The organism is Paenibacillus sp. YYML68, from assembly GCF_027923405.1.
In the GTDB taxonomy this organism is placed as follows: domain Bacteria; phylum Bacillota; class Bacilli; order Paenibacillales; family NBRC-103111; genus Paenibacillus_G.
Genome location: NZ_BQYI01000001.1, coordinates 69,803 through 90,246, shown reverse-complemented (window position 1 = coordinate 90,246; position 20,444 = coordinate 69,803). Strand labels below are relative to the sequence as shown.

The 20,444-nt window shown below is 54.5% G+C and carries 15 protein-coding genes; 9 read left to right on the top strand and 6 right to left on the bottom strand.

Annotated features, from left to right (window positions below):
• The first annotated feature begins 179 nt into the window (after positions 1–179).
• From ftsE to PAE68_RS00360, 5 genes are all read left to right on the top strand, one after another.
• The gene (gene ftsE, locus PAE68_RS00380) at positions 180–866 is read left to right on the top strand and encodes a cell division ATP-binding protein FtsE (protein WP_281882971.1); all 687 of its coding nucleotides are present in this window, start codon (positions 180–182) and stop codon (positions 864–866) included.
• Entirely contained in the window at positions 856–1,773 is a 918-nt protein-coding gene (ftsX, locus tag PAE68_RS00375) for a permease-like cell division protein FtsX (protein ID WP_281882969.1), read from the top strand. The genes ftsE and ftsX overlap by 11 nt, the downstream gene beginning before the upstream one ends.
• Positions 1,774–1,822: 49 nt before the next feature.
• The gene (locus PAE68_RS00370) at positions 1,823–3,043 is read left to right on the top strand and encodes a murein hydrolase activator EnvC family protein (RefSeq protein ID WP_281882967.1); all 1,221 of its coding nucleotides are present in this window, start codon (positions 1,823–1,825) and stop codon (positions 3,041–3,043) included.
• An 84-nt stretch (positions 3,044–3,127) separates the two neighbouring features.
• The gene (locus PAE68_RS00365; protein WP_281882965.1) at positions 3,128–4,582 is read left to right on the top strand and encodes a S41 family peptidase; all 1,455 of its coding nucleotides are present in this window, start codon (positions 3,128–3,130) and stop codon (positions 4,580–4,582) included.
• Between the two features lie 178 nt (positions 4,583–4,760).
• Positions 4,761–6,077, top strand: coding sequence for a PDZ domain-containing protein (locus PAE68_RS00360; RefSeq protein WP_281882963.1), 1,317 nt, complete (start codon positions 4,761–4,763; stop codon positions 6,075–6,077).
• 228 nt (positions 6,078–6,305) lie between these two features.
• Here PAE68_RS00360 and PAE68_RS00355 read toward each other — a convergent pair whose 3' ends face one another.
• Both PAE68_RS00355 and PAE68_RS00350 read right to left on the bottom strand, forming a co-directional pair.
• Complete coding sequence (locus PAE68_RS00355) at positions 6,306–7,079, bottom strand: flagellar motor protein MotB (protein ID WP_397379336.1); 774 nt, start codon at positions 7,077–7,079, stop codon at positions 6,306–6,308.
• A complete protein-coding gene (locus PAE68_RS00350; RefSeq protein ID WP_281882958.1) occupies positions 7,057–7,845 on the bottom strand; it encodes a flagellar motor protein in 789 nt (262 codons plus the stop codon). Before PAE68_RS00350 ends, PAE68_RS00355 begins: the two co-directional genes overlap by 23 nt.
• A 214-nt stretch (positions 7,846–8,059) precedes the next feature.
• Here PAE68_RS00350 and uvrB point away from each other — a divergent pair, with 214 nt between their 5' ends.
• Both uvrB and uvrA read left to right on the top strand, forming a co-directional pair.
• On the top strand, positions 8,060–10,054 hold the full coding sequence (uvrB, locus tag PAE68_RS00345) for an excinuclease ABC subunit UvrB (RefSeq protein WP_281882956.1): 1,995 nt from the start codon (positions 8,060–8,062) through the stop codon (positions 10,052–10,054).
• 24 nt (positions 10,055–10,078) lie between these two features.
• Entirely contained in the window at positions 10,079–12,961 is a 2,883-nt protein-coding gene (uvrA, locus tag PAE68_RS00340) for an excinuclease ABC subunit UvrA (RefSeq protein WP_281882954.1), read from the top strand.
• Positions 12,962–13,086: 125 nt separating this feature from the next.
• On the opposite strand, the gene PAE68_RS00335 is transcribed toward uvrA, so the two are convergent.
• The 3 genes from PAE68_RS00335 to PAE68_RS00325 form a co-directional block, all read right to left on the bottom strand.
• Positions 13,087–14,520, bottom strand: a complete 1,434-nt coding sequence (locus PAE68_RS00335; protein WP_281882952.1) for a hypothetical protein — start codon at positions 14,518–14,520, stop codon at positions 13,087–13,089.
• Between the two features lie 98 nt (positions 14,521–14,618).
• Positions 14,619–16,052 (bottom strand): hypothetical protein, encoded by a 1,434-nt coding sequence (locus PAE68_RS00330; protein ID WP_281882950.1) that lies wholly within the window; start codon positions 16,050–16,052, stop codon positions 14,619–14,621.
• Positions 16,053–16,383: 331 nt separating this feature from the next.
• Entirely contained in the window at positions 16,384–18,000 is a 1,617-nt protein-coding gene (locus PAE68_RS00325; RefSeq protein WP_281882948.1) for a nitrite/sulfite reductase, read from the bottom strand.
• A 335-nt stretch (positions 18,001–18,335) separates the two neighbouring features.
• On the opposite strand from PAE68_RS00325, the gene PAE68_RS00320 reads away from it, so the two are divergent.
• Positions 18,336–18,545 (top strand): hypothetical protein, encoded by a 210-nt coding sequence (locus PAE68_RS00320; protein ID WP_281882946.1) that lies wholly within the window; start codon positions 18,336–18,338, stop codon positions 18,543–18,545.
• A 176-nt stretch (positions 18,546–18,721) separates the two neighbouring features.
• On the opposite strand, the gene PAE68_RS00315 is transcribed toward PAE68_RS00320, so the two are convergent.
• The gene (locus PAE68_RS00315) at positions 18,722–19,690 is read right to left on the bottom strand and encodes a sugar phosphate isomerase/epimerase family protein (protein WP_281882945.1); all 969 of its coding nucleotides are present in this window, start codon (positions 19,688–19,690) and stop codon (positions 18,722–18,724) included.
• Between the two features lie 330 nt (positions 19,691–20,020).
• On the opposite strand from PAE68_RS00315, the gene PAE68_RS00310 reads away from it, so the two are divergent.
• Complete coding sequence (locus tag PAE68_RS00310) at positions 20,021–20,320, top strand: hypothetical protein (RefSeq protein ID WP_281882943.1); 300 nt, start codon at positions 20,021–20,023, stop codon at positions 20,318–20,320.
• Positions 20,321–20,444 lie beyond the last annotated feature (124 nt).

Genomic DNA, 20,444 nt, shown 5'->3' with positions numbered 1-20,444 from the left:
GCTTACAAATTAAGCTAGCAGGCAGCAAGCAGGGGATTGAGCCGTGCACAAAAACATTGTGGCAATATGTAGAAAATGGCGCGGTGCTAAAGGATTTTCGTCTTTCATGTCGAAGTGGTATAAGCTATGTCTGCACTGAGACTTCCAAATTTCGCTAACTACATTCAGGATGTGATCACGTGATCGAAATGCATGACGTTTGGAAAACGTACCCGGACGGCAGCCATGCTCTAAGGGGCATTAACGTCAAGGTAGACCAGAGCGAATTCGTCTACGTTGTCGGTCCGTCAGGTGCGGGTAAATCGACATTTATGAAAATGATCTATAGAGAGGAACGTCCGACCAAGGGGACGATCTTCGTGAACGGCTTCAACCTCGAGAAGCTCAAGCAGCGCAAAATTCCGTACGTTCGCCGCAACATCGGCGTCATCTTCCAGGACTTCCGCCTGCTGCCGAAGCTGACGGTGTATGAGAACGTCGCCTTCGCGATGGAGGTCATCGAGGCGCCGAAGAAGGTGATCAAGAAGCGTACGCTGGAGGTGCTGGAGCTCGTGCGGCTGAAGGATAAGGCGCAGTCGCTGCCGACCCAGCTGTCCGGTGGCGAGCAGCAGCGTGTTGCGATCGCTCGTGCGATCGTGAACAATCCGGCGGTTATTATTGCGGACGAGCCTACTGGTAATCTCGATCCAGATACGTCATGGGGTATCATGAGGCTGATGGAGGAGATTAACTTCCGCGGCACGACCATCGTGATGGCGACGCACAATAAGGAGATCGTGAACACGATACGCAAGCGGGTCATCGCCATCGAAGCGGGCAAGATCGCACGCGACGAAGCAAGGGGTGAATACGGCTATGAAGATTAGTACGGCTGGCCGCCATTTGCGCGAAGGGCTCCTGAATGTCGGACGGAACGGCTGGATGTCGTTCGCCTCGATCAGCTCGATCTCGATCTCGCTGTTCATCCTCGGCGTCTTCCTGCTGCTGTCGCTTAACGTGAACTATTTGGCCCAGCAGATCGAGCAGCAGGTCGAGATCCGCGTCTACCTCGAGGTGAATACGCCGCAGGAGCAGATCGCACAGCTGCAGAACGAGATTGCCGCCATTCCGCAGGTGAACAAAGTCACGTTCGTCTCGAAGGCGGAGGGGCTGGAGTATCTGCGTGAGCGTCTGGGCCAGAGCGGGGAGCAGCTGCTGGAGGGCTTCGACGGGGAGAACAACCCGCTGAATGATTCGTTCACGGTCGAGGTATCTGAGCCCCGAGAGGTCGGCATCGCTGCTGACGCCATCTCGAAGCTGAACGAAGGGAAGGCGACGAAGCCGATCTACCGTGTCAGCTACGGGCAGGGTACCGTAGAGACGATGTTCAAGATTACGTCTGTCGTCCGTAATGCAGGACTTGTGCTGGTGGCAGCACTTGCGTTGACGGCGATGTTCCTTATATCCAATACGATCAAAATTACAATCGTCGCGCGCCGCCGCGAAATCTCGATCATGAAGCTGGTCGGTGCGACGAATTCGTTCATTCGCTGGCCGTTCTTCATTGAAGGAGCGTTGCTCGGCATTATCGGCTCGGTTATCCCAGTCGTTATTCTACAATATGGTTACTGGCAGCTGATGCAGTCGCTGCAGCTCGATCTGAATTTAATGCTGATCAAGCTGCTGCCGTTCGAGTCCATTGTAGCGGAGACAGCGGGACTGCTGATTGGGATCGGGGTAGCGATCGGCATTTGGGGAAGCGTGCTGTCGGTACGTAAGTTTTTGCGAGTATAGGTTGTGTAGCGTGTAGGGAGAACAACTACGGATGGGGAGGAAACCGGCGTTGAAGAAGCTTATCATACCGGCCGTCCTAAGTCTGGGACTGCTAGGGACTGTCGTCATGCCGCAAACGAGCTCAGCTGTCACTACGTCGCAACGGATTCAGAAGGAGCTTGAACAGCTGAAGGCTTCGAAGGCGGCTGTCGAGCGTAAGGTGAACGAGACGGACAAGCAATTGAATCAGGTCACGAGGGAGAAGCAGCAGACGTCGCAGGAGATCAATGTGCTGCTCGACCAGATCGATAAGACGAATCAGAGCTTGAGCGTGCTCAACGAGAAGGTGGAGACGGTGAGCGCATCGCTGCAGGAGAATGCGGTGCAGCTCGAGGACGCAGAGGGCCGTATCGTGTCTCGCGATCAGATGCTGCGCTCCCGGATTCGTCTGATGTATATGAATGGCGTCGTGTCGTATGCGGACGTGCTGCTCAGCTCGACGAGCTTCACTGATTTCCTCGATCGTCTCGAGGCGCTGCGCTCTATTGTCAATCAGGACAAGGATATATTGGAAGCGAATGTGCGCGACCGTGATCTCATTGCCGTGAAGAAGATGGAGATCGAGCAGCAGCTGGCCGAGGTTCGTGATCTGTACGCCGAGACGGCTGCTGTGAAGGCGGAGCTACTGGTCAAGGAGAAGGAGAAGGAGGTCCGCATCGCCAGCTTGAATGAGAAGGAGAAGGAGCTTCACGAGATTAGCGAGGAGGTCGATGCTCAGCTGATGAAGCTCGCTTCCCAGGAAGCGGCGAAGCAGAAGGCGCTGCGTGATGCGAAGGCCCAGGAGGCCGCGAAGTCCAAGAGCACGGCACCAGCACCGGTGTACACGTACAGCGGCGGTCAATTCCAGTTCCCGCTCGCTAAGCTCGTGAACATGTCCTCGGACTTCGGCACGCGCCGCGACCCGTTCACAGGTAAGACAGCGACGCATAATGGCATCGACTTCCCTGCGCCAGCTGGAACGAGCATCGTGGCGGCGGCTGATGGTGTTGTCATTATGGCTTCGTGGTGGAGCGGCTACGGCAATACGGTCATTGTTGATCACGGGAATGGCGTATGGACGCTGTACGCGCATATTCGTAATGACGGAATCGTTGTCAACAAGGGTGACGCGGTGAAGAAGGGGCAGAAGATCGCCGAGGTCGGCTCGACGGGCCGATCGACGGGCAACCACCTGCACTTCGAGGTAAGGATTCATGAGAAGCCTGTTGATCCGAAGCCGTACCTGCGTTAATCCAGCTCGTTCATAAATCGGTATAGCTTGTCATACAATAGAGAGACAAGTGTAAGGAACAGCAAAGGCAGGTGGAAGGTCGATATGGTGTTTAAGGGACGTACAGTGCTTGCATTCGTGCTGCTCTCGATGTTCGCCAGCAGTATTATGACGCTCACAATCGTGAACCCTGCGATATTCGCAGCGGTGAAGAACGAGGTAGGTGCTGCGGCGGCCGAGGCGAAGAGCGGCTTGAGCGGCAAGGACATCAACAAAATTGCCACCACATATCAGCTGATTACGAGTAAGTATCTGAGCGAGGTCGATCACGAGGAGCTTGTGAACGGGGCGATCAACGGCATGCTGGAGACGCTTGAGGATCCGTTCACCGTGTACATGGATCAGAAGGAAGCGAAGCAGTTCGGCGAGAATATCACGTCTTCGTTCCAAGGCATTGGCGCTGAGGTGACGCAGGAGGAGGGCAAGGTGACGATCGTCGCACCGATCAAGGGCTCTCCGGCAGAGAAGGCTGGTCTTCATGCGCATGATGTGATCTTGTCCGTGAATGGAGAATCACTCGATGGATTGACGCTGAATCAGGCGATTATGAAGATTCGCGGTCCGAAGGGAACACAGGCGAAGCTTGAGATTGTGCGTCCCGGTGTTACCGACCCGATCCAGCTTATTGTCGTGCGCGATGATATTGATGTCGAGACGGTGAAGGCGGAGATGCTCGAGGGCAGCATCGGCAAGATCGAGATCCGACAGTTCGCGACGAACACAGCTGAGAGCTTCAATGAGGAGCTGGCCGCTCTGGAGAAGAAGGGCTTGAAGGGTCTTATTATTGATGTGCGCAACGATCCGGGCGGTCTGCTCTCCTCTGTCGTGGAGATCGTCGAGCCGTTCGTGCCGAAGGGCAAGCCAATCGTGCAGATCGAGAACCGCAAGGGACTGCGCGAGGAGACGAAGTCGGAGCAGGACGGCGGCAAGCCGTATCCAGTGCATGTTCTCATTAATAAGGGCAGCGCCAGCGCCTCCGAGATATTAGCGGGAGCGCTGCACGATTCGGCGGGCAGCAAGCTGATTGGCGAGACGACGTTCGGTAAGGGTACCGTGCAGGTGACGTTCGAGCAAGAGATGGGCGACGGCAGCAACATCAAGATGACTGTCTACAAGTGGCTGACGCCTGATGGCACTTGGATCCATAAGACGGGCATCGCGCCGGACCTCGCGGTCGAGCAGCCAGCCTACTTCAAGGCAGCGCCGCTGAGCAAGAAGCAGACCCTGAAGCCGGATATGAACAGCGAAGATGTGAAGAACCTGCAGATCATGCTGAAGGGGGCTGGGTATGACCCTGGGCGTGAGGACGGCTACTACAATGATCAGACGGCGCAAGCGGTTAAGTCATTCCAGCGTGCGAACAGCGTGCCTGTTACTGGCGAGGTCGATGAGGAGACGGCGACGAAGCTGGAGAAGGCGATTGTCGCGGCGATTCGCGATCCGAAGAACGATCTGCAGCTGAAGGCGGCGCTCGAATCGATCCGTAAGGAGATCCGGTAGCTGTAGCTAGCCACACTGTATTGCATTGCCAATTTCAGGAGCTGTGCAGGAAAAGCTCCAGCTGATGTCGAACGAATAGGGAGGTGTCCTTCGAGTGATCGAAGGGCGACCTCTTATTTTTTTGACCAATAATAGAGCAATCCTTACTACTATAAGTTGCAATATGAAGGAGCGGGCTATGAGCTGGGTTCAAACGTTAGGCTTGCAATGGCTGGAAGCTATTTTACAGCTGCTGCTGCATCCTTTTTACTACGTCGGCATTCTCGTGATCGTGCTGCAGTATCGGCGGCAAATTGCGCTAGAGCGGAGACTGTTCTCGACGAAGCTGCATTCGCTGCTCTCGGAATCGTGGCGCACGGTCATGTGGGGGTTCTTCGGCGGTCTCGTCGCATCAGCGCTGATGGCTGTCATCGGGGCTACTGTTCAGCTCGAGGCAGTGTTGCTGCTGTGGCTCGTATCGCTCTTGATCGCACTGGTTCGTGTGCGATATATGTGCTGGGCGTATGCAGTAGGCGTCCTCGGCATGCTGCATGCGATACTGAGCAGCATACCTGGAGTTGGCTCGTCCGCGGAGTGGCAATGGCTGACAGGGCCGATTCTGGCGTTCAACGCGCCGTCTATGCTCGCCCTGGTCGCTGTGCTTCATCTGGCCGAGGCGGTCTACGTGCGTACGCTAGGAACGCGGCTGTCGACACCGCTGTTCGTAGAGGGCAAGCGCGGCCGTATGGTCGGTGCTTACCAGCTGCAGGGCTTCTGGCCGATGGCGCTGTTCTTGATTGTGCCGCTCAGTCCGGATGCGGCAGTAGGCGGGGCAGGAGCGGGTGCCGTCAGCCTGCCTTGGTCGCCGCTGCTCGGGGGTGAGATGTGGCAGAACGGCTGGATGATCATCGGCTTCCCCGTTATGGTCGGCTTCACCGAGCTGACGATGTCCCGTGTGCCTAAGGATAAAGCCCGCATGAGCTCGACGCTGCTTCTCGGCTATTCAGGGGCAGTGCTCCTGCTGGCCTTACTAGCTGCATTAGCTCCGGTGCTGACGTTCTGGCTATGTCTGCTCGCGGTGCTGCTGCACGAGGGAATGATCGTCTTCAGCCGTCGCGATGAAGAGAAGCGTGCACCGATCTATGTGCAGGATGGCAAGGGGCTCAATATTCTCGCGGTGCTGCCAGGCAGTCCGGCAGAGGAGCTCGGTCTTCGGCCAGGCGAGGTCATCAGCAAGGTGAACGGTGTGCCCATTCGAACGAAGCAGGAGCTTCACCAGGCGATGCAGCTGAATTCAGCTTATTGTCGTCTGGAGATACTCGATTACGCCAGAGAGAGCCGCTTCTTGAAGCGGGCGGTCTACTCGGGAGATCACCATCAGCTGGGCATCATTCTGGCTCCGGATGAGGATGTGCTGTATTATGTGGACACGAAGCCGCTGTCGTTCTGGTCCTACTTCCGCCGCAAGCTGACAGGCTTGCTGCGCAATGAGAAGCAGATTGATCGAGGGATGTAGGCTCTCGAGGCTAGACTTATGTGGGAGTCGTAAGAAGGCTTACAGCTTGCTACAATAACAATAAATAAGCCGACTGCAAGCGGTCGGAGCTGCATGTCAGCGGGCAGGAGGAGCATCCTCTGCCGGTTGAACAGGCGGCTTTTGAGCTTGCGAGTCGGCTTTTTTTCATGCGGTAGAGCGGTAGAAGGGAACAACAGAAGCAGAATGCGTGCATGGACAAGCTGCAGCTTAGCGCAGGACGACGATCTCGACGCGGCGGTTCTTCGCCCTGTTCTCCTCGTTCGTATTGTCCACGATCGGTCTTGTGTCCGCATACGACGTGGAGACGAACCGCTTCGGGTCCTGTGCCATGTCGTTGACGAAGTAGCGGAGCACTGACAACGAGCGAGCCTGCGACAGCCCCCAATTGTCTCCATAGATCGAGCCGGTGCCGAGCGGGAGGTCGTCTGTATGTCCTTCAATGCTGATCGTCGCGTTCAGTGACGGGAACAAGCTCGCCAGCTGGTTCAGCACCGGGAGGGCACCCGGCTTCAGGTCGGCCTTCCCGAGATCGAACAAGAACAGGTCGTTCAACGTGACCGCTACGCCTCTTGGAGTGTTCGCAGCAGAGGCGAGCGTCTGCAGGTTGTTCTCGGCGATATAGGTCTGCACCTTCTGCAGCAAATCCTCCAGCTGCTTCTCCCGTTCAGCCTTCAGCTGCTCGGCTAGCTCGGCCTCTGATGGCTGCTCTGTGCTCGTCTTGTCTGGCTGCTTGGACGGGTTGACCGAGCCATTCAGTCCTTCGCCCTGGGGCGTAATCGAGTCGGCCTTGCGGAACTCCAGCTGGAGCGATTGAGCGAGCACCTCGTACTTCTTCGCGTCCACCTGACTCATCGCGTACATAATAATGAAGAAGATTAGCACTAGCGTTATAAAATCCGCATAGCTGAGCAGCCAGCGCTCGTTGTTCACGTGCCCCTCCTTGCGCTGCCGGCGTCTTCTACTCTTCGCCAAGCGACTCACCATCCTTCGCAGCAGGCTTAGCCTGCACTTGAACGTATGCGAGCAGCTTCTTCTTGATAATAACCGGGTTCACCCCGGCCTGCAGGGAGAGCAAGCCTTCAAGCATGAGCTCGTAGTGAAGCACGTGCTCGGCGCTGCGCGACTTGATCTTGCTGGCAATCGGCAGGAACAGCAGGTTCGCGGAGCCGACGCCGTACAGCGTCGCCGTGAAGGCGACCGCGATGGCCGGACCGAGCTTGCTCGGGTCCTCCAGGTTGCCGAGGACGTGAATGAGGCCGAGCACGGTGCCGAGAATACCCATCGTCGGCGCGTAGCCGCCGGCAGCCTCGAACATTTTGGCCCAGCCTTCGTGCTTGCGCTCGACCGCCTCGATCTCCAGCTCCAGAATCTCACGCAGCTGCTCCGGGTCGGTGCCGTCTACGACGAGCTGCAGACCGTCGCGAATGAACGCGTTCGGATGCTCCTGTGCCGTGTCCTCAAGGGCAAGCACGCCTTCTCGCCGAGCGGTGAGGGTCATGTTGTAGAATTCGTCGATCGTGTCGAGCGGGTCGGTCTGCTTATCGAGAAACGCCATCTGAACGGCACTGCCAAGCTGCTTCACCTGCTTCAGCGGGAAGCTGACCAGCACGGCGCCGATCGTTCCACCGAATATGATGATTAGCGCGCTCGGTACGAACAATCCGGAAAGATGTCCGCCGTCCATCATATAGCCTACCGTCAATGCTCCGATCCCGACAACGATGCCGATGATGGTGATCAAGTCCATGCTCTTTCGCTCCTTCAGAGTTAAGGTATAAGGCTCTTAGCCTGTTTGCAACGCATTGGAAAAACGAGTATAATAGATGGGAACAAATATTCCTATTAAATCGACAATACGCGAACAGAGCGACAAGCGACGTTTGCTCACGCATATTTATTTATCGGGTATCCCAATCTAAAACTTTAGCCGTGAGTTCGACCTTTTCCGGAAGGGTGATGAAATGAACGAAGTGATCGTAAGCGATCAGAAGTTCGAGCTGGTATCGGATTATACGCCACAAGGAGATCAGCCTGCCGCCATCCGCAAGCTCGTAGATTCCATTCGCTCAGGACGCAAGCATCAGACGCTGCTCGGGGCCACAGGCACGGGGAAGACGTTCACCGCTGCGCACGTTATTGCAGAGCTGAACCGACCGACGCTGCTGATCGCTCACAACAAGACCTTAGCTGCACAGCTGTGCAGCGAGCTGAAGGAGTTTTTCCCACATAATGCGGTGGAATATTTCGTAAGCTATTACGACTACTTCCAGCCGGAGGCGTACATTCCGTCGTCGGATACGTATATTGAGAAGGATTCCAGCATCAACGAGGAGATCGACAAGCTGCGGCACTCGGCGACGAGCGCCCTGTTCGAGCGCAGAGACGTCGTGATCGTGGCGAGTGTGTCCTGTATATACGGCCTCGGTTCTCCGATGGAGTACCGAAGCCTTGTGCTGTCGTTGCGCAGAGGTATGGAGAAGTCGCGACAAGATATTCTGCACCGCTTAATAGACATTCAATACCAGCGTAACGATATGAACTTCGTGCGCGGTACATTCCGTGTACGAGGCGATGTGGTGGAGATCTTCCCGGCCTCGAACAGCGAGCATGCGATTCGGGTGGAGCTGTTCGGCGACGAGATCGAACGCATTACCGAGATTAACGTGCTGACTGGAGAAATCATCAGTGAGCGCGAGCATATTGCGATCTTCCCGGCCTCTCACTTCGTGACGCAGGAGGAGACGATGAAGAAGGCGATCCTCAACATTGAGCGAGAGCTGGAGGAGAGGCTGGCCGAGCTTCGGGAGCAGGGCAAGCTGCTGGAGGCGCAGCGGCTGGAGCAGCGAACACGCTACGACATCGAGATGATGCAGGAGATGGGCTTCTGCTCGGGTATCGAGAATTACTCCGGTCCGCTGACGTTCCGCGAGCCAGGAGCGACGCCGTATACGCTTCTTGATTATTTTCCAGATGATATGCTGATTCTGATTGATGAGTCTCACGTGACGCTGCCGCAAATTCGCGCCATGTATAACGGCGACCGTGCGCGCAAGCAGGTGCTCGTCGATCACGGCTTCCGCTTGCCGTCGGCTCTTGATAACCGTCCTCTTCGCTTCGAGGAGTTCGAGGAGAAGATCAATCAGATCATGTATATCTCGGCGACACCGGGGCCCTACGAGCTGGAGCGTTGTCCGGAGATGATCGAGCAAATTATTCGTCCGACGGGTCTCATTGATCCGATCATCGAGGTGAGGCCGACCAAGGGGCAGATTGATGACTTGATTGGCGAGATCCATGAGCGCATGAAGCGCGATGAGCGCGTGCTCGTGACGACGCTGACGAAGAAGATGTCCGAGGACTTGACCGACTACTTGAAGGAGATCGGCATCAAGGTTCGGTATTTGCATTCGGAGATCAAGACGCTGGAGCGGATGCAGATTTTGCGGGAGCTGCGCCTTGGGGTGTTCCATGTCCTGATCGGCATCAACCTGCTGCGGGAAGGTCTAGACCTGCCGGAGGTGTCGCTCGTGGCGATTCTCGATGCGGACAAGGAAGGGTTCCTCAGAGCCGAGCGGTCGCTCATTCAGACGATAGGGCGGGCAGCTCGTAACTCGGAAGGGCGCGTCATCATGTATGGCGATAAGATGACGGACTCGATGACGAAGGCGATTGGCGAGACAGAGCGCCGCCGCACGATTCAGCTCGCGTATAACGAGAAGCACGGCATAACGCCGCAGACCATTAAGAAGAAGATTCGCGACGTGATCGAGGCGACGAAGGTTGCCGAGCAGAAGGCGGACTACTTGGCGGATGCGAAGCAGAAGATGTCGAAGAAGGACCGGATGTCGATGATCGAGCGTCTGGAGCAGGAGATGAAGGAAGCAGCTAGAAATTTGCAGTTCGAGCGAGCTGCAGAGCTGCGTGATGCGGTACTCGAGCTGAAGGCCGAGCTGTAACTAAGGGTAGGAGTTGATCGAACTGTGGCCAGAGACAACATCGTAATTAAGGGCGCGCGAGCCCACAATCTTAAAAATGTAGACGTCACGATTCCACGTGACAAATTTGTCGTGCTGACGGGCTTGAGCGGCTCGGGTAAATCGTCTCTGGCGTTCGATACGATCTACGCCGAGGGACAGCGTCGGTATGTCGAATCGCTGTCTGCGTATGCGAGGCAGTTTCTCGGGCAGATGGACAAGCCGGACGTCGACTCGATTGAAGGGCTGTCTCCTGCGATCTCGATTGACCAGAAGACGACAAGTCGTAACCCGCGGTCGACGGTCGGTACCGTAACGGAAATTTACGACTACTTGCGACTGCTGTTCGCACGTGTCGGACGTCCTCACTGTCCGGAGCACGGCATCGAGATTACGTCGCAGACGGTCGAGCAGATGGTCGACCGCATTATGGAATACCCAGAGCGGACGAAGCTGCAGATCCTGGCTCCGCTCGTATCGGGTCGCAAGGGGGAGCATTCGAAGCTGCTCGCAGATGTGCATAAGCAGGGGTTCGTTCGCGTTCGCGTCAACGGCGAGCTGCGCGAGCTGTCCGAGACGATCGAGCTGGAGAAGAACAAGAAGCACAACATCGAGGTTGTCGTCGACCGAATCGTCGTGAAGGACGATGTACAGGCGCGACTAGCGGACTCGCTCGAGACGGCGCTGAAGCTGGCAGATGGTCGCGTCATCGTCGACATCATCGATCAGGAGGAGCTGCTGTTCAGTCAGAACCTCGCTTGTCCAGAGTGCGGCTTCAGCATCGAGGAGTTGGCGCCCCGCATGTTCTCGTTCAACAGCCCGTACGGTGCTTGTCCAGACTGTGACGGTCTTGGGCTTAAGATGATTGTGGACTCCGAGATGCTGGTGCCGAACCCGAAGCTGTCCATTCAGGAGGGCGCGTTCGAGGCGTGGGCGGGCAGCACGTCGAATTATTACCCGCAATTTCTCGCGTCGGTATGTGAACACTACGGCATTCCGCAGGACGTGCCGATCGCTGAGCTGACGAAGGAGCAGATGAGCAAGCTGCTGAACGGTACAGGCGGCGAGAAGGTGAAGTTCAAGTATGAGAACGACTTCGGGCATAAGAAGGAAGCGATGGTCGCCTTCGAGGGCATCGTCAATAATCTGGAGCGACGATACCGCGAGACGTTCTCGGACGGAATTCGCGAGCATATCGAGCAATATATGAGCGCGAAGCCATGCGGTAAGTGCAAGGGGCAACGCTTGAAGCCGGAATCGCTCGCGGTAACGGTCGGTACGCGGAACATCGCACACGTAACGTCGCTGTCGATCGGAGAGGCGCACAGCTGGTTCGATTCGCTTACGCTCAATGAGCGTGAGCTGACGATTGCGCATCTCATTCTGAAGGAGATCAAGGCTCGACTCGGCTTCCTCGTGAACGTCGGACTTGATTACTTGTCGATGAGCCGAGCGGCAGGGACGCTGTCCGGCGGCGAGGCGCAGCGGATTCGGCTGGCTACGCAGATCGGTTCGAGCTTGATGGGCGTCCTATATATATTGGACGAGCCGAGCATCGGATTGCATCAGCGCGACAACGACAGGCTCATCCAGACGCTGGTGCATATGCGCGATCTCGGTAATACGCTCATTGTCGTCGAGCATGACGAAGACACGATGATGGCCGCTGACTATATTATCGACATCGGCCCCGGTGCAGGCATCCACGGTGGACAAGTGGTCGCGCAGGGGACGCCGAAGGAGATTATGGAGGACCCGGCGTCACTAACCGGTCAATACTTGAGCGGTAAGAAGTTCATTCCTGTCCCGCCTGAGCGTCGCAAGACGAATGACAAGTGGCTCGAGATTCGCGGCGCGAAGGAGAACAACCTGCGCGGCGTCAATGTGAAGTTCCCGCTCGGTGTATTCAGCTGCGTGACTGGTGTATCCGGTTCGGGTAAGAGCACGCTCATTAATGAGATCTTGTACAAGACACTCGCTAAGGAGCTGAACGGCGGGAAGGTGAGGCCCGGTGAGTACAAGGAGTTCAAGGGACTGGAGCACGTCGATAAGGTGATCGATATTGATCAGTCGCCGATCGGACGTACGCCGCGCTCGAATCCGGCTACGTACACCGGAGTATTCGATGACATCCGCGACGTCTTCTCGGCTACGAATGAGGCGAAGGTTCGCGGCTACAAGAAGGGACGCTTCAGCTTCAATGTGAAGGGCGGACGCTGTGAGGCGTGCCGCGGCGACGGAATTATTAAGATTGAGATGCACTTCTTGCCAGACGTCTACGTGCCTTGCGAGATTTGTAAGGGGAAGCGGTACAATCGTGAGACGCTGGAGGTGAAGTACAAGGGCCTCAGCATATCCGATGTGCTGGCGTTAACGATAGAGGATGCGTGCGAGTTCTTCAAGAACATTCCGCGTATTCACCGCAAGCTGCAGACGCTGCTCGATGTCGGACTTGGCTACATGAATCTTGGTCAGCCAGCTACGACGTTATCCGGTGGTGAGGCGCAGCGCGTGAAGCTGGCTGCTGAGCTGTATCGTCGCAGCACTGGCAAGACGATCTACATTCTTGACGAGCCGACGACAGGGCTTCATATCGATGATATAGACCGTCTGCTGAAGGTGCTGCATCGTCTCGTAGAGAACGGGGACTCGGTGCTTGTTATTGAGCACAACCTTGATGTCATCAAGACTGCCGATTACTTGATCGACCTTGGTCCTGAGGGCGGCAACCGCGGCGGTATGATCGTAGCGACTGGTACGCCTGAGGAGGTCGTCAAGGTAGAGGGCTCGTATACGGGCAAGTACTTGAAGCCGATTCTCGAGCGTGATCGAGAGCGTTCGGAGGATTACTATAAGCGTCTGAAGGCGCTAGAGGATGCGGTTGTATAGACGAGGAGTAGATGCATCAGCTAGTTCTCGAAGACATAGTCAACAAGCCCAGCAGAAGCTGGGCTTGTTGGACTTGTTACACACATGTTACACAGAGGCTGATCCTGACAGGGTGGCTGCTAAGCCTAATAATCTTTAATCTGCGCGTCAGTCAGTGGCTTGTTCAGCTTCGTTCTGGCATCCTCGCGATACAGGACGCCGCCATTCGTGGCCAATGAATGTGAGAAGCCGACCGATTGAATCGTAGCGCCGCTGAAATCCATCGTATACGTTCCACGCTCTATGCTGAAGCTCGTATCCGAACGATATTCATGCGACAGCATCAGTACAGGGGCAATCGGAGTCGTGAGACGCTTGGAGTTATCGATATTCGGTGCATAATCCGCATAATCTCCGTCACCATTACGCTTGCTGTAGTCAATGTAGAGCAGGTCGCTGATTGCGAACCAAGCCAGCTTGCTCGTGCCTGTCTGTGTGAGCTTGATGTTGCCCTTCAGCTTAACATTCTCAAAGCGGCCGCGCTTTCGCTCAACGTCATACGTATCTCCGTTGTAGGTAACGGTTACTTTATCTCCTCGATGGAACTCGGATACATCCGTGTGCACCGTGGAGCCGCTGTTCGTAGCGGTAATGTTGGTTAGTGTGATGTTGCGATTCACCTTGGCGTGCGCCTTCAGATATACCGCTGCGAAGCCGTTCTTGTTGTTGACATTCACCAGCGTAATGTCGCGCAGCGCACCGAGATCTGGTCCAGACATACTCGTATTATCAGTATCTTGACCACTGCCCGGCTCCAGACGAACCGTAACGCCGTTCTCACCATCAATGTTGCGCATGAGGACGTTGTCGCCGCCGAACATTTGTACCGTAGCGTATCCACCGTGAATACCGGTAGCACCCACGTCTTGGATTACCCCGAAGGTTGGAACGAGTCCGAAGATCGGATTGTACTTCTTCACTCCATTGACTAGAATCGTACCTGGGCTGCCGTCCTGATAAGGAACGAGCACGATGAACGGCTGACCTTCATAGTTACCTTGGATCTGGATGCCGGAGACGGCAAAGTTCTTCACATTCGTCAATCGAACCGGACGCTTGTCCCCGCCCTTATTCCCATTCGTCTTGATCAAGAAGCGGCCAGGCCCGATGGAGGCGATCTCGATATTCTCAATTCTCGGGGAGCTTACAGTGGCTGGCCGAATATCGAATAGAATGTTGCTTGACATGTTAAAGGTAGCGTCTTCGTGAACTTCTACTCGAGTGTTCGACTTGGTGATCTTCATCGTGCCGAGATTGTAGGTTCCCGCAGAGAACTGAATGACTCCGCCGGAATCGAGCTTCGATTGGATGGAGCTAAGCGAATCACCCGGGTTCACGATCTTCTTGTTCGTAGTCGTAACCTTATTCGTAAAATACGTCTTGCCACCGTACGATACGTTGCCGATACCTTGGAAGGTAGCAGGGTCAGCTGCAGCGGCGAAAGACGGAAGCTGAGCGAACAGAACAGTAATGGCTAGTATAAAAGCGAACCAAGCTCGTTTAAATGACAATGAATGCATTCGATTTTCCCTCCAGATTAAGATTCAATTCTTGTGTCAGAGCTTCGTGCATTGGCTTAATCGTAAACGGACGTGCAACGCACAGTAATGTTTACGAGCTATTGCTTAATCTGCTCGTCCGTCAAAGGCTCATTGAGCTTATTCCGAGCATCCTCGCGGTACAGCACGCCTCCGTCAGTAGCTAACGGATGTGTGAAGCCGATCGACTTCACGTGGGCTTTGCTTAAATCTAGCGTATAGTTGCCGCGCTCGATATTGAATTCCGTGTCTGTGCGGTATTCATGAGAGATCATAAGCACCGGCACGATCGTAGTCGTCAGTCGCTTGGAATTGTCATAGTTCGGCGTGTAGTCATAATAATTGCCTTCGCCATCACGCTTGGCATAGTCGATGTACCACGTATCACTAATCGCGAACCATGCCAGCTTCTCGTCTCCTTGCTGCTTGAGGAAGACGTTCCCATCAATCGTAACGTTCTCGAACCGTCCGCGCTTACGATGCACATCGTACGTTTCACCCTTCCATGTGACCGTCACCTTATCGTCAGGCTTGAACTTCGCAACGTCGGCATGAATGGCGAACGCACTGTTTACCGCGGATATGTTCGACAACGTAATGTTGCGATTCACCTTGGCATGTGGCTTCATATATACAGCGGCGAAGCCATTCGTATTACGTATATTTTTGAGTACAATGTCGTGCAGCGCTCCGAGCTCGGGACCAGCCAAGCTTTGGTTGTCGGTATCCTTACCACTACCAGGTTCCAGTCGGACGGTGACACCGTTCTGACCATCAATATCACGCACAAGAACGTTGTTGCCAGCGAAAAATTGAACGGTCGCATAGCCGCCGTGAATATTGACAGCGCCTACATTTTGAATCACACCATAAGTCGGTACGAGACCGAATATAGGGTTATACGTCTGTTCGCCGTTAACTAAGATTGTTCCTGGGCTGCCATCTTGGTAAGGTGCCAGCACGACGTACGGCTGCCCCTCATAATTACCGATGATGTCGATACCGGATACAGCAAAGTTTTTCACGTTCGCGAGCCGTACCGGACGCTTGTCGCCGCCCTTGTTGCCGTTCGTAATGATCGTAAAGCGCTCTGTCCCGAGGGAGGAGATCTCGATGTTCTCAATTTGCGGGGAGCTTACAGTGGCTGGTCGAATATCGAACAGGATGTTACTCCTCATGTTGAACACAGCACTGGAGTCGACTTCAATGCGTGTATTCGATGTTTGGATCTTCATCGTTCCGAGGTGGTAAGTGCCAGCGGTGAATTGAATGACGCCTCCTGCATCCAGCTTCGCCTGAATGGTGCTGAGTGTATCGCTTGGTATTACGATTGATTTCGTTGCAGTCGTAACGTTGTTCTTGAAGTACGTTTTGCCCTTGTACGTAATTGTACCAATGTCTTGATAGCTGGCGGAATCGGCAGCAGTGGCCATTGCCGGAATTTGATGTGCAACTGTAGAAGCTGCAAGCAGCATAGCCAAGCTAACTTTTTTTAGCATCAAGCGCTTATTCATGACCTTCCCTCCTGGTTTTATGATGCTTAAGTCGAAGTGTATGCGCTCTCAATTATACGAAAGCCGAATACTCCGAACCGGACCTATTTGGCCCACGCTACGCTGTAAAGACTGTTGCGCATGCCTCCTTTTCATAAGAGATATGTTAGCGATTTCATTCAAGCCCGAGCGATGATGTACTTCCAATATATCACCAACTTTATATATAATCAACTATTCTAAATATAATTAGGACTATAGGCGCTGAGGAACATGTGGGAGGTTTAGTAAAAAGGTCATGCAGACATAAAAAAGCTGACCCCATAGGGTCAGCCTAGATAAACCAAATCAATTAAGCAATCTCCGCAAGAATCGAAGTCAGCTTCTCTTGGAACGCAGGCACGCCTACGCGGCCAACGAACTGATGGAACGTTTCTTCTGGTCCACGGTTTTCCTTGTAGTACAGGATCAGCTGCTCCAGCACCGGACCTACCTGATCGCCCTTCACGCGGCCCTTCAACACTTCGTTGAACTTCGCGCCAGGACCGAGAATACCGCCAACCGCGATGTCGAATGCATCGACCATACCTTCAGGCGTCTTCACGAGCGCACCCTGCAGACCGATGTCGGCAATGTGCTTCTGACCGCACGCATTCGGGCAGCCGATGAAGTGAATGCGAACCTCTTCGTCCAGCTCGACGTTGGCATCGAGGTACTCAGCCACGGACACCGCGCGCTCCTTCGTTTCGACAACGGCCAGGTTACAGAACTCATTACCGGTACAGGAGACCGTACGGCTCATGAAGTGCTTAGGGCTAGGCGTCAGACGCTCCAGTACAGGCTCAGCCAGCACCTTGTCCACGTTCTCGTCCTTCACGCCGGACAGAATGATGTTCTGCGATACGGTTGTACGGATGTGACCGTCGCCATACTCATCAGCAATGCGGGCAAGCTCGATGAACTCGTCGCCGCTCAGACGGCCAACTGGCACGCTAAGACCGACGTAGTTCAAGCCTTCCTGCAGCTGCTTATGCACGCCGTCGAAGTAAGCCGCTGTCCAGCCGACCGTCTTGTCTTCGCCAGAAGTAGGCATATCGCCGATCAGCTCGATCAGCTTCTCGTTGAACTTCTCTGGACCCCAGTCAGCTACAAGGAACTTCAAGCGCGCATGGTGGCGCTTCTCACGGTAGCCGTAGTCACGGAAGATCGTCGTAACGCCCGTAGCTACCTTCAATACTTCCTCTGGACGTACGAACATGTCAAGACGCTTCGCGAGGTGAGGCTTAGCCGACAAGCCGCCGCCTACCCACACGTGGAAGCCGAGCACTTCTTGTCCGTCGATCACCTTCGAGGCTGGCGTGAACGCCAGACACTGGATCTCGGCATGACCGGAGTTATAAATGTTAGAAGAAATGGATATTTTATATTTACGCGGCAAGTTCGAGAAGTCACGATTCATCAGGAAGAAGTCGTTCACTTCGTTCACGAGCGCAGTCGTGTCGAACAGCTCGTCCTTATCGATGCCTGCAAGCGGGTTACCAACGATCGTACGCGGGCAGTCGCCGCATGCTTCGTACGAATACAGGCCCACCTTCTCCAGACGGTCAAAAATGTCCGGCAAGCTCTCAACCGTCAGCCAGTGGAACTGGATCGCCTGACGCGTCGTCACGTCCATCAGGTTGCGCCCGTAGTCCTTCGCGATCTCTGCCATTGCGCGTGCTTGTGCCGTTGTCATGACACCGGAGTTGACGCGAACACGCATCATGAAGTGGCCGTCCTTCGGCTTCTGCTCGTAGACGCCAGCCCACTTGAACAGGTTCATGTCATCAGGCGTAATTGAGCTGTAGCCCTCGTGCGCGTATTTCTCAATAATGGTACGGATAACGTCAAGACCGTCCTTCTCCAGCTTGACAAGCTCCATCTTGTTCAATTTGGACGGGTCGGCCGCCCAAATAGGTTCGTATGCCATAGTTGCTTTGCTCCTCCTTAAAAACGTGCGGTTCGATTTCCGACTAAAATGGTCGTAAAAAGCTATAGTAATAGTAACACTTTTGGTTGCTTGCGTAAATTGTTTAGGTCCCCCAGTTGTATAACGATTTATTATAGATAAAGTCCAAACGTATTATACATAGCTTAGAAGCTGCAGGGGAGGCTAATCACGCAAACAAAAAGTTGACAATCTTGTTACACTTCCGGCGAATCGGCACGATTCAAAAAGCCGTTTCCTATAAATGACTTGCACTTCATAAGAAGTCAAGCTAAGATTAGTTTGAAGCATTTCTGCACATAAAAGGAGGTCCCTCCATGTTTTTGGCTGAAGAGGCAGCAAAAAGCGCAAGCGCGTTTACTTGGTTTGACCCGTTCGTGATTTTGTTTACGATCGTCATCGCCATCGGCGTGTTTCGCCAGCTTGCAGCGCCGAAGAAGAACTATTTTGCGATCGGTTTCGGTATCGTAGCGCTACTCGTGTTTATGTTCATGGACGTCATCATGATCAAAGGCTGGATGGGGTAATCCGCGGATTACCTTCTTCATCTCGGCTTCTTTCAAATAGCGGCCACATCATTCATCGAGCGTGTCTGTTCGTACGGACAAGCTTACAAAAAAAGTCCCTGCTTAGGTTGCTTGCCGCAACCAAGCAGGGACTTTGTGCTTTAAGGCGGTCTCACCTTAAATCCCCTTATTAAAGCTTAAGCCCACCACATCTCGCCAAGCGGCTCCTTAATCAATACTTGCTGAAGATTCTCAACCGCCTTCGTAAAGCCCTCATCGATCGACATCAAGCCGTCCTCATGCTCAATGCTGACGACATAGTCGTAGCCGACGAGACGAAGCGCGCTCATCATGTCCGCCCACGTCTTCAGATCATGGCCGAAGCCGACCGAACGGAACTGCCAAGCACGGTCCAGCATATTCGTATACGGCTGCATGTCTGTCAAGCCGTAGCGATGGACGTTGACCGGATCGATCGTCGTGTCCTTCGCATGGAAGTGATGAATCGCGCCTGCGCGGCCGAGAATATGAATCGCCTGCACCGGGTCGATGCCTTGCCACCACATGTGGCTCGGGTCGAGGTTCGCACCGATGACATCACCTGCAGCCTCGCGCAGCCGGAGCAGTGTAGCGGGTGTATGAACGGAGAAGCCGCCATGCAGCTCGAGGCCGAACTTCACGCCGCGGTCTGCCGCATACTTACCAGTCTCCTTCCAGTAAGGGATGACCTTCTCGCCCCACTGCCAGTTCAGAATTTCCTGGAACTCCGGAGGCCAAGGCGCGACCGGCCAGTTCGGGTACTTCGCATCCTCGGAATCGCCCGGGCAGCCGGAGAACGTATTGACGACGGGTACTTCTAGACGCTGCGCGAGATCGACCGTCTTGATAATCGTCTCGTGGTACTCCTTCGCCACCGCCTTCTGCGGGTGCAGCGGGTTGCCGTGACAGCTGAGTGCGCTAATCGTCAGCCCGCGGGATTCGACGGCGTGCTTGAACGCCTTCAGCTTGCCCTCGTCCGCCAGCAGCACGTCCGGGTTACAGTGTGCGTTGCCCGGCCATGCGCCTGTTCCAATCTCGACGGCCTCCAGCCCCTTGGATGCGATATAATCGAGCGCTTCCTCCAACGGCTTTTGCTGAAACAATACGGTAAATACCCCTAACTTCATAAGGCACCTCCATCAATGAGTGTAATCAAATGAACGCGTGTACACTAGATAGCTCATCCAAGATTATAGCATTAACCAAGGCGACTTCAAAGCGTTATTCCAAATAAAAGCATTCAGTTCTAATGTGTAAGGCCTTCGCATAACAATAGGAGGAAAAGAGGATAACGGATGCTTCACAGCATGCGAACGAGGCCCTTTCAAAAATTTGGTATTCGACAAAAGTTACTCGACAGTGTTCCCGTTTCTTTGTATTCGTTTTCACTTATACTATACATGGCCTACCAGAGAAGCGGAGACACATTCTTTAAAAAAGAAAGGGCGATTCGAAGGATGAACACAGAAACACAAATCGTAGAAACAGTATCCGGCACATGGCTGCGGTTCCCAACCAGCTTCCGCAAGTTCCACTGCCTCGTCGAGCTGCCCGGTCAACTCTCGTTAAACATCAACCTGAAATCCGGACTTGTACACGTACATAAGAAGGATTCGAACGATGTTTATCAACCGGTAGGCGAGCTGTCGCTGTCGGCGGCTGGAACGATGTTGAATTGCAACGTACGCAGCTTCAGAGGTACCGACCTGGAGCTTCTAGCAGCGCAGCAGCCAGTTCGGCAATCGGACGCGAGCTAGAGGAACGTAGCGGATCATTAAGGAGTCTCGTCATATGACAAAAAAAAGCAGCACATCCTTCGCCAAAGGTGTGAACGACGACCTGTAAGATGGACTCCTCACAGGAGTGACCATCCTCAGGGCA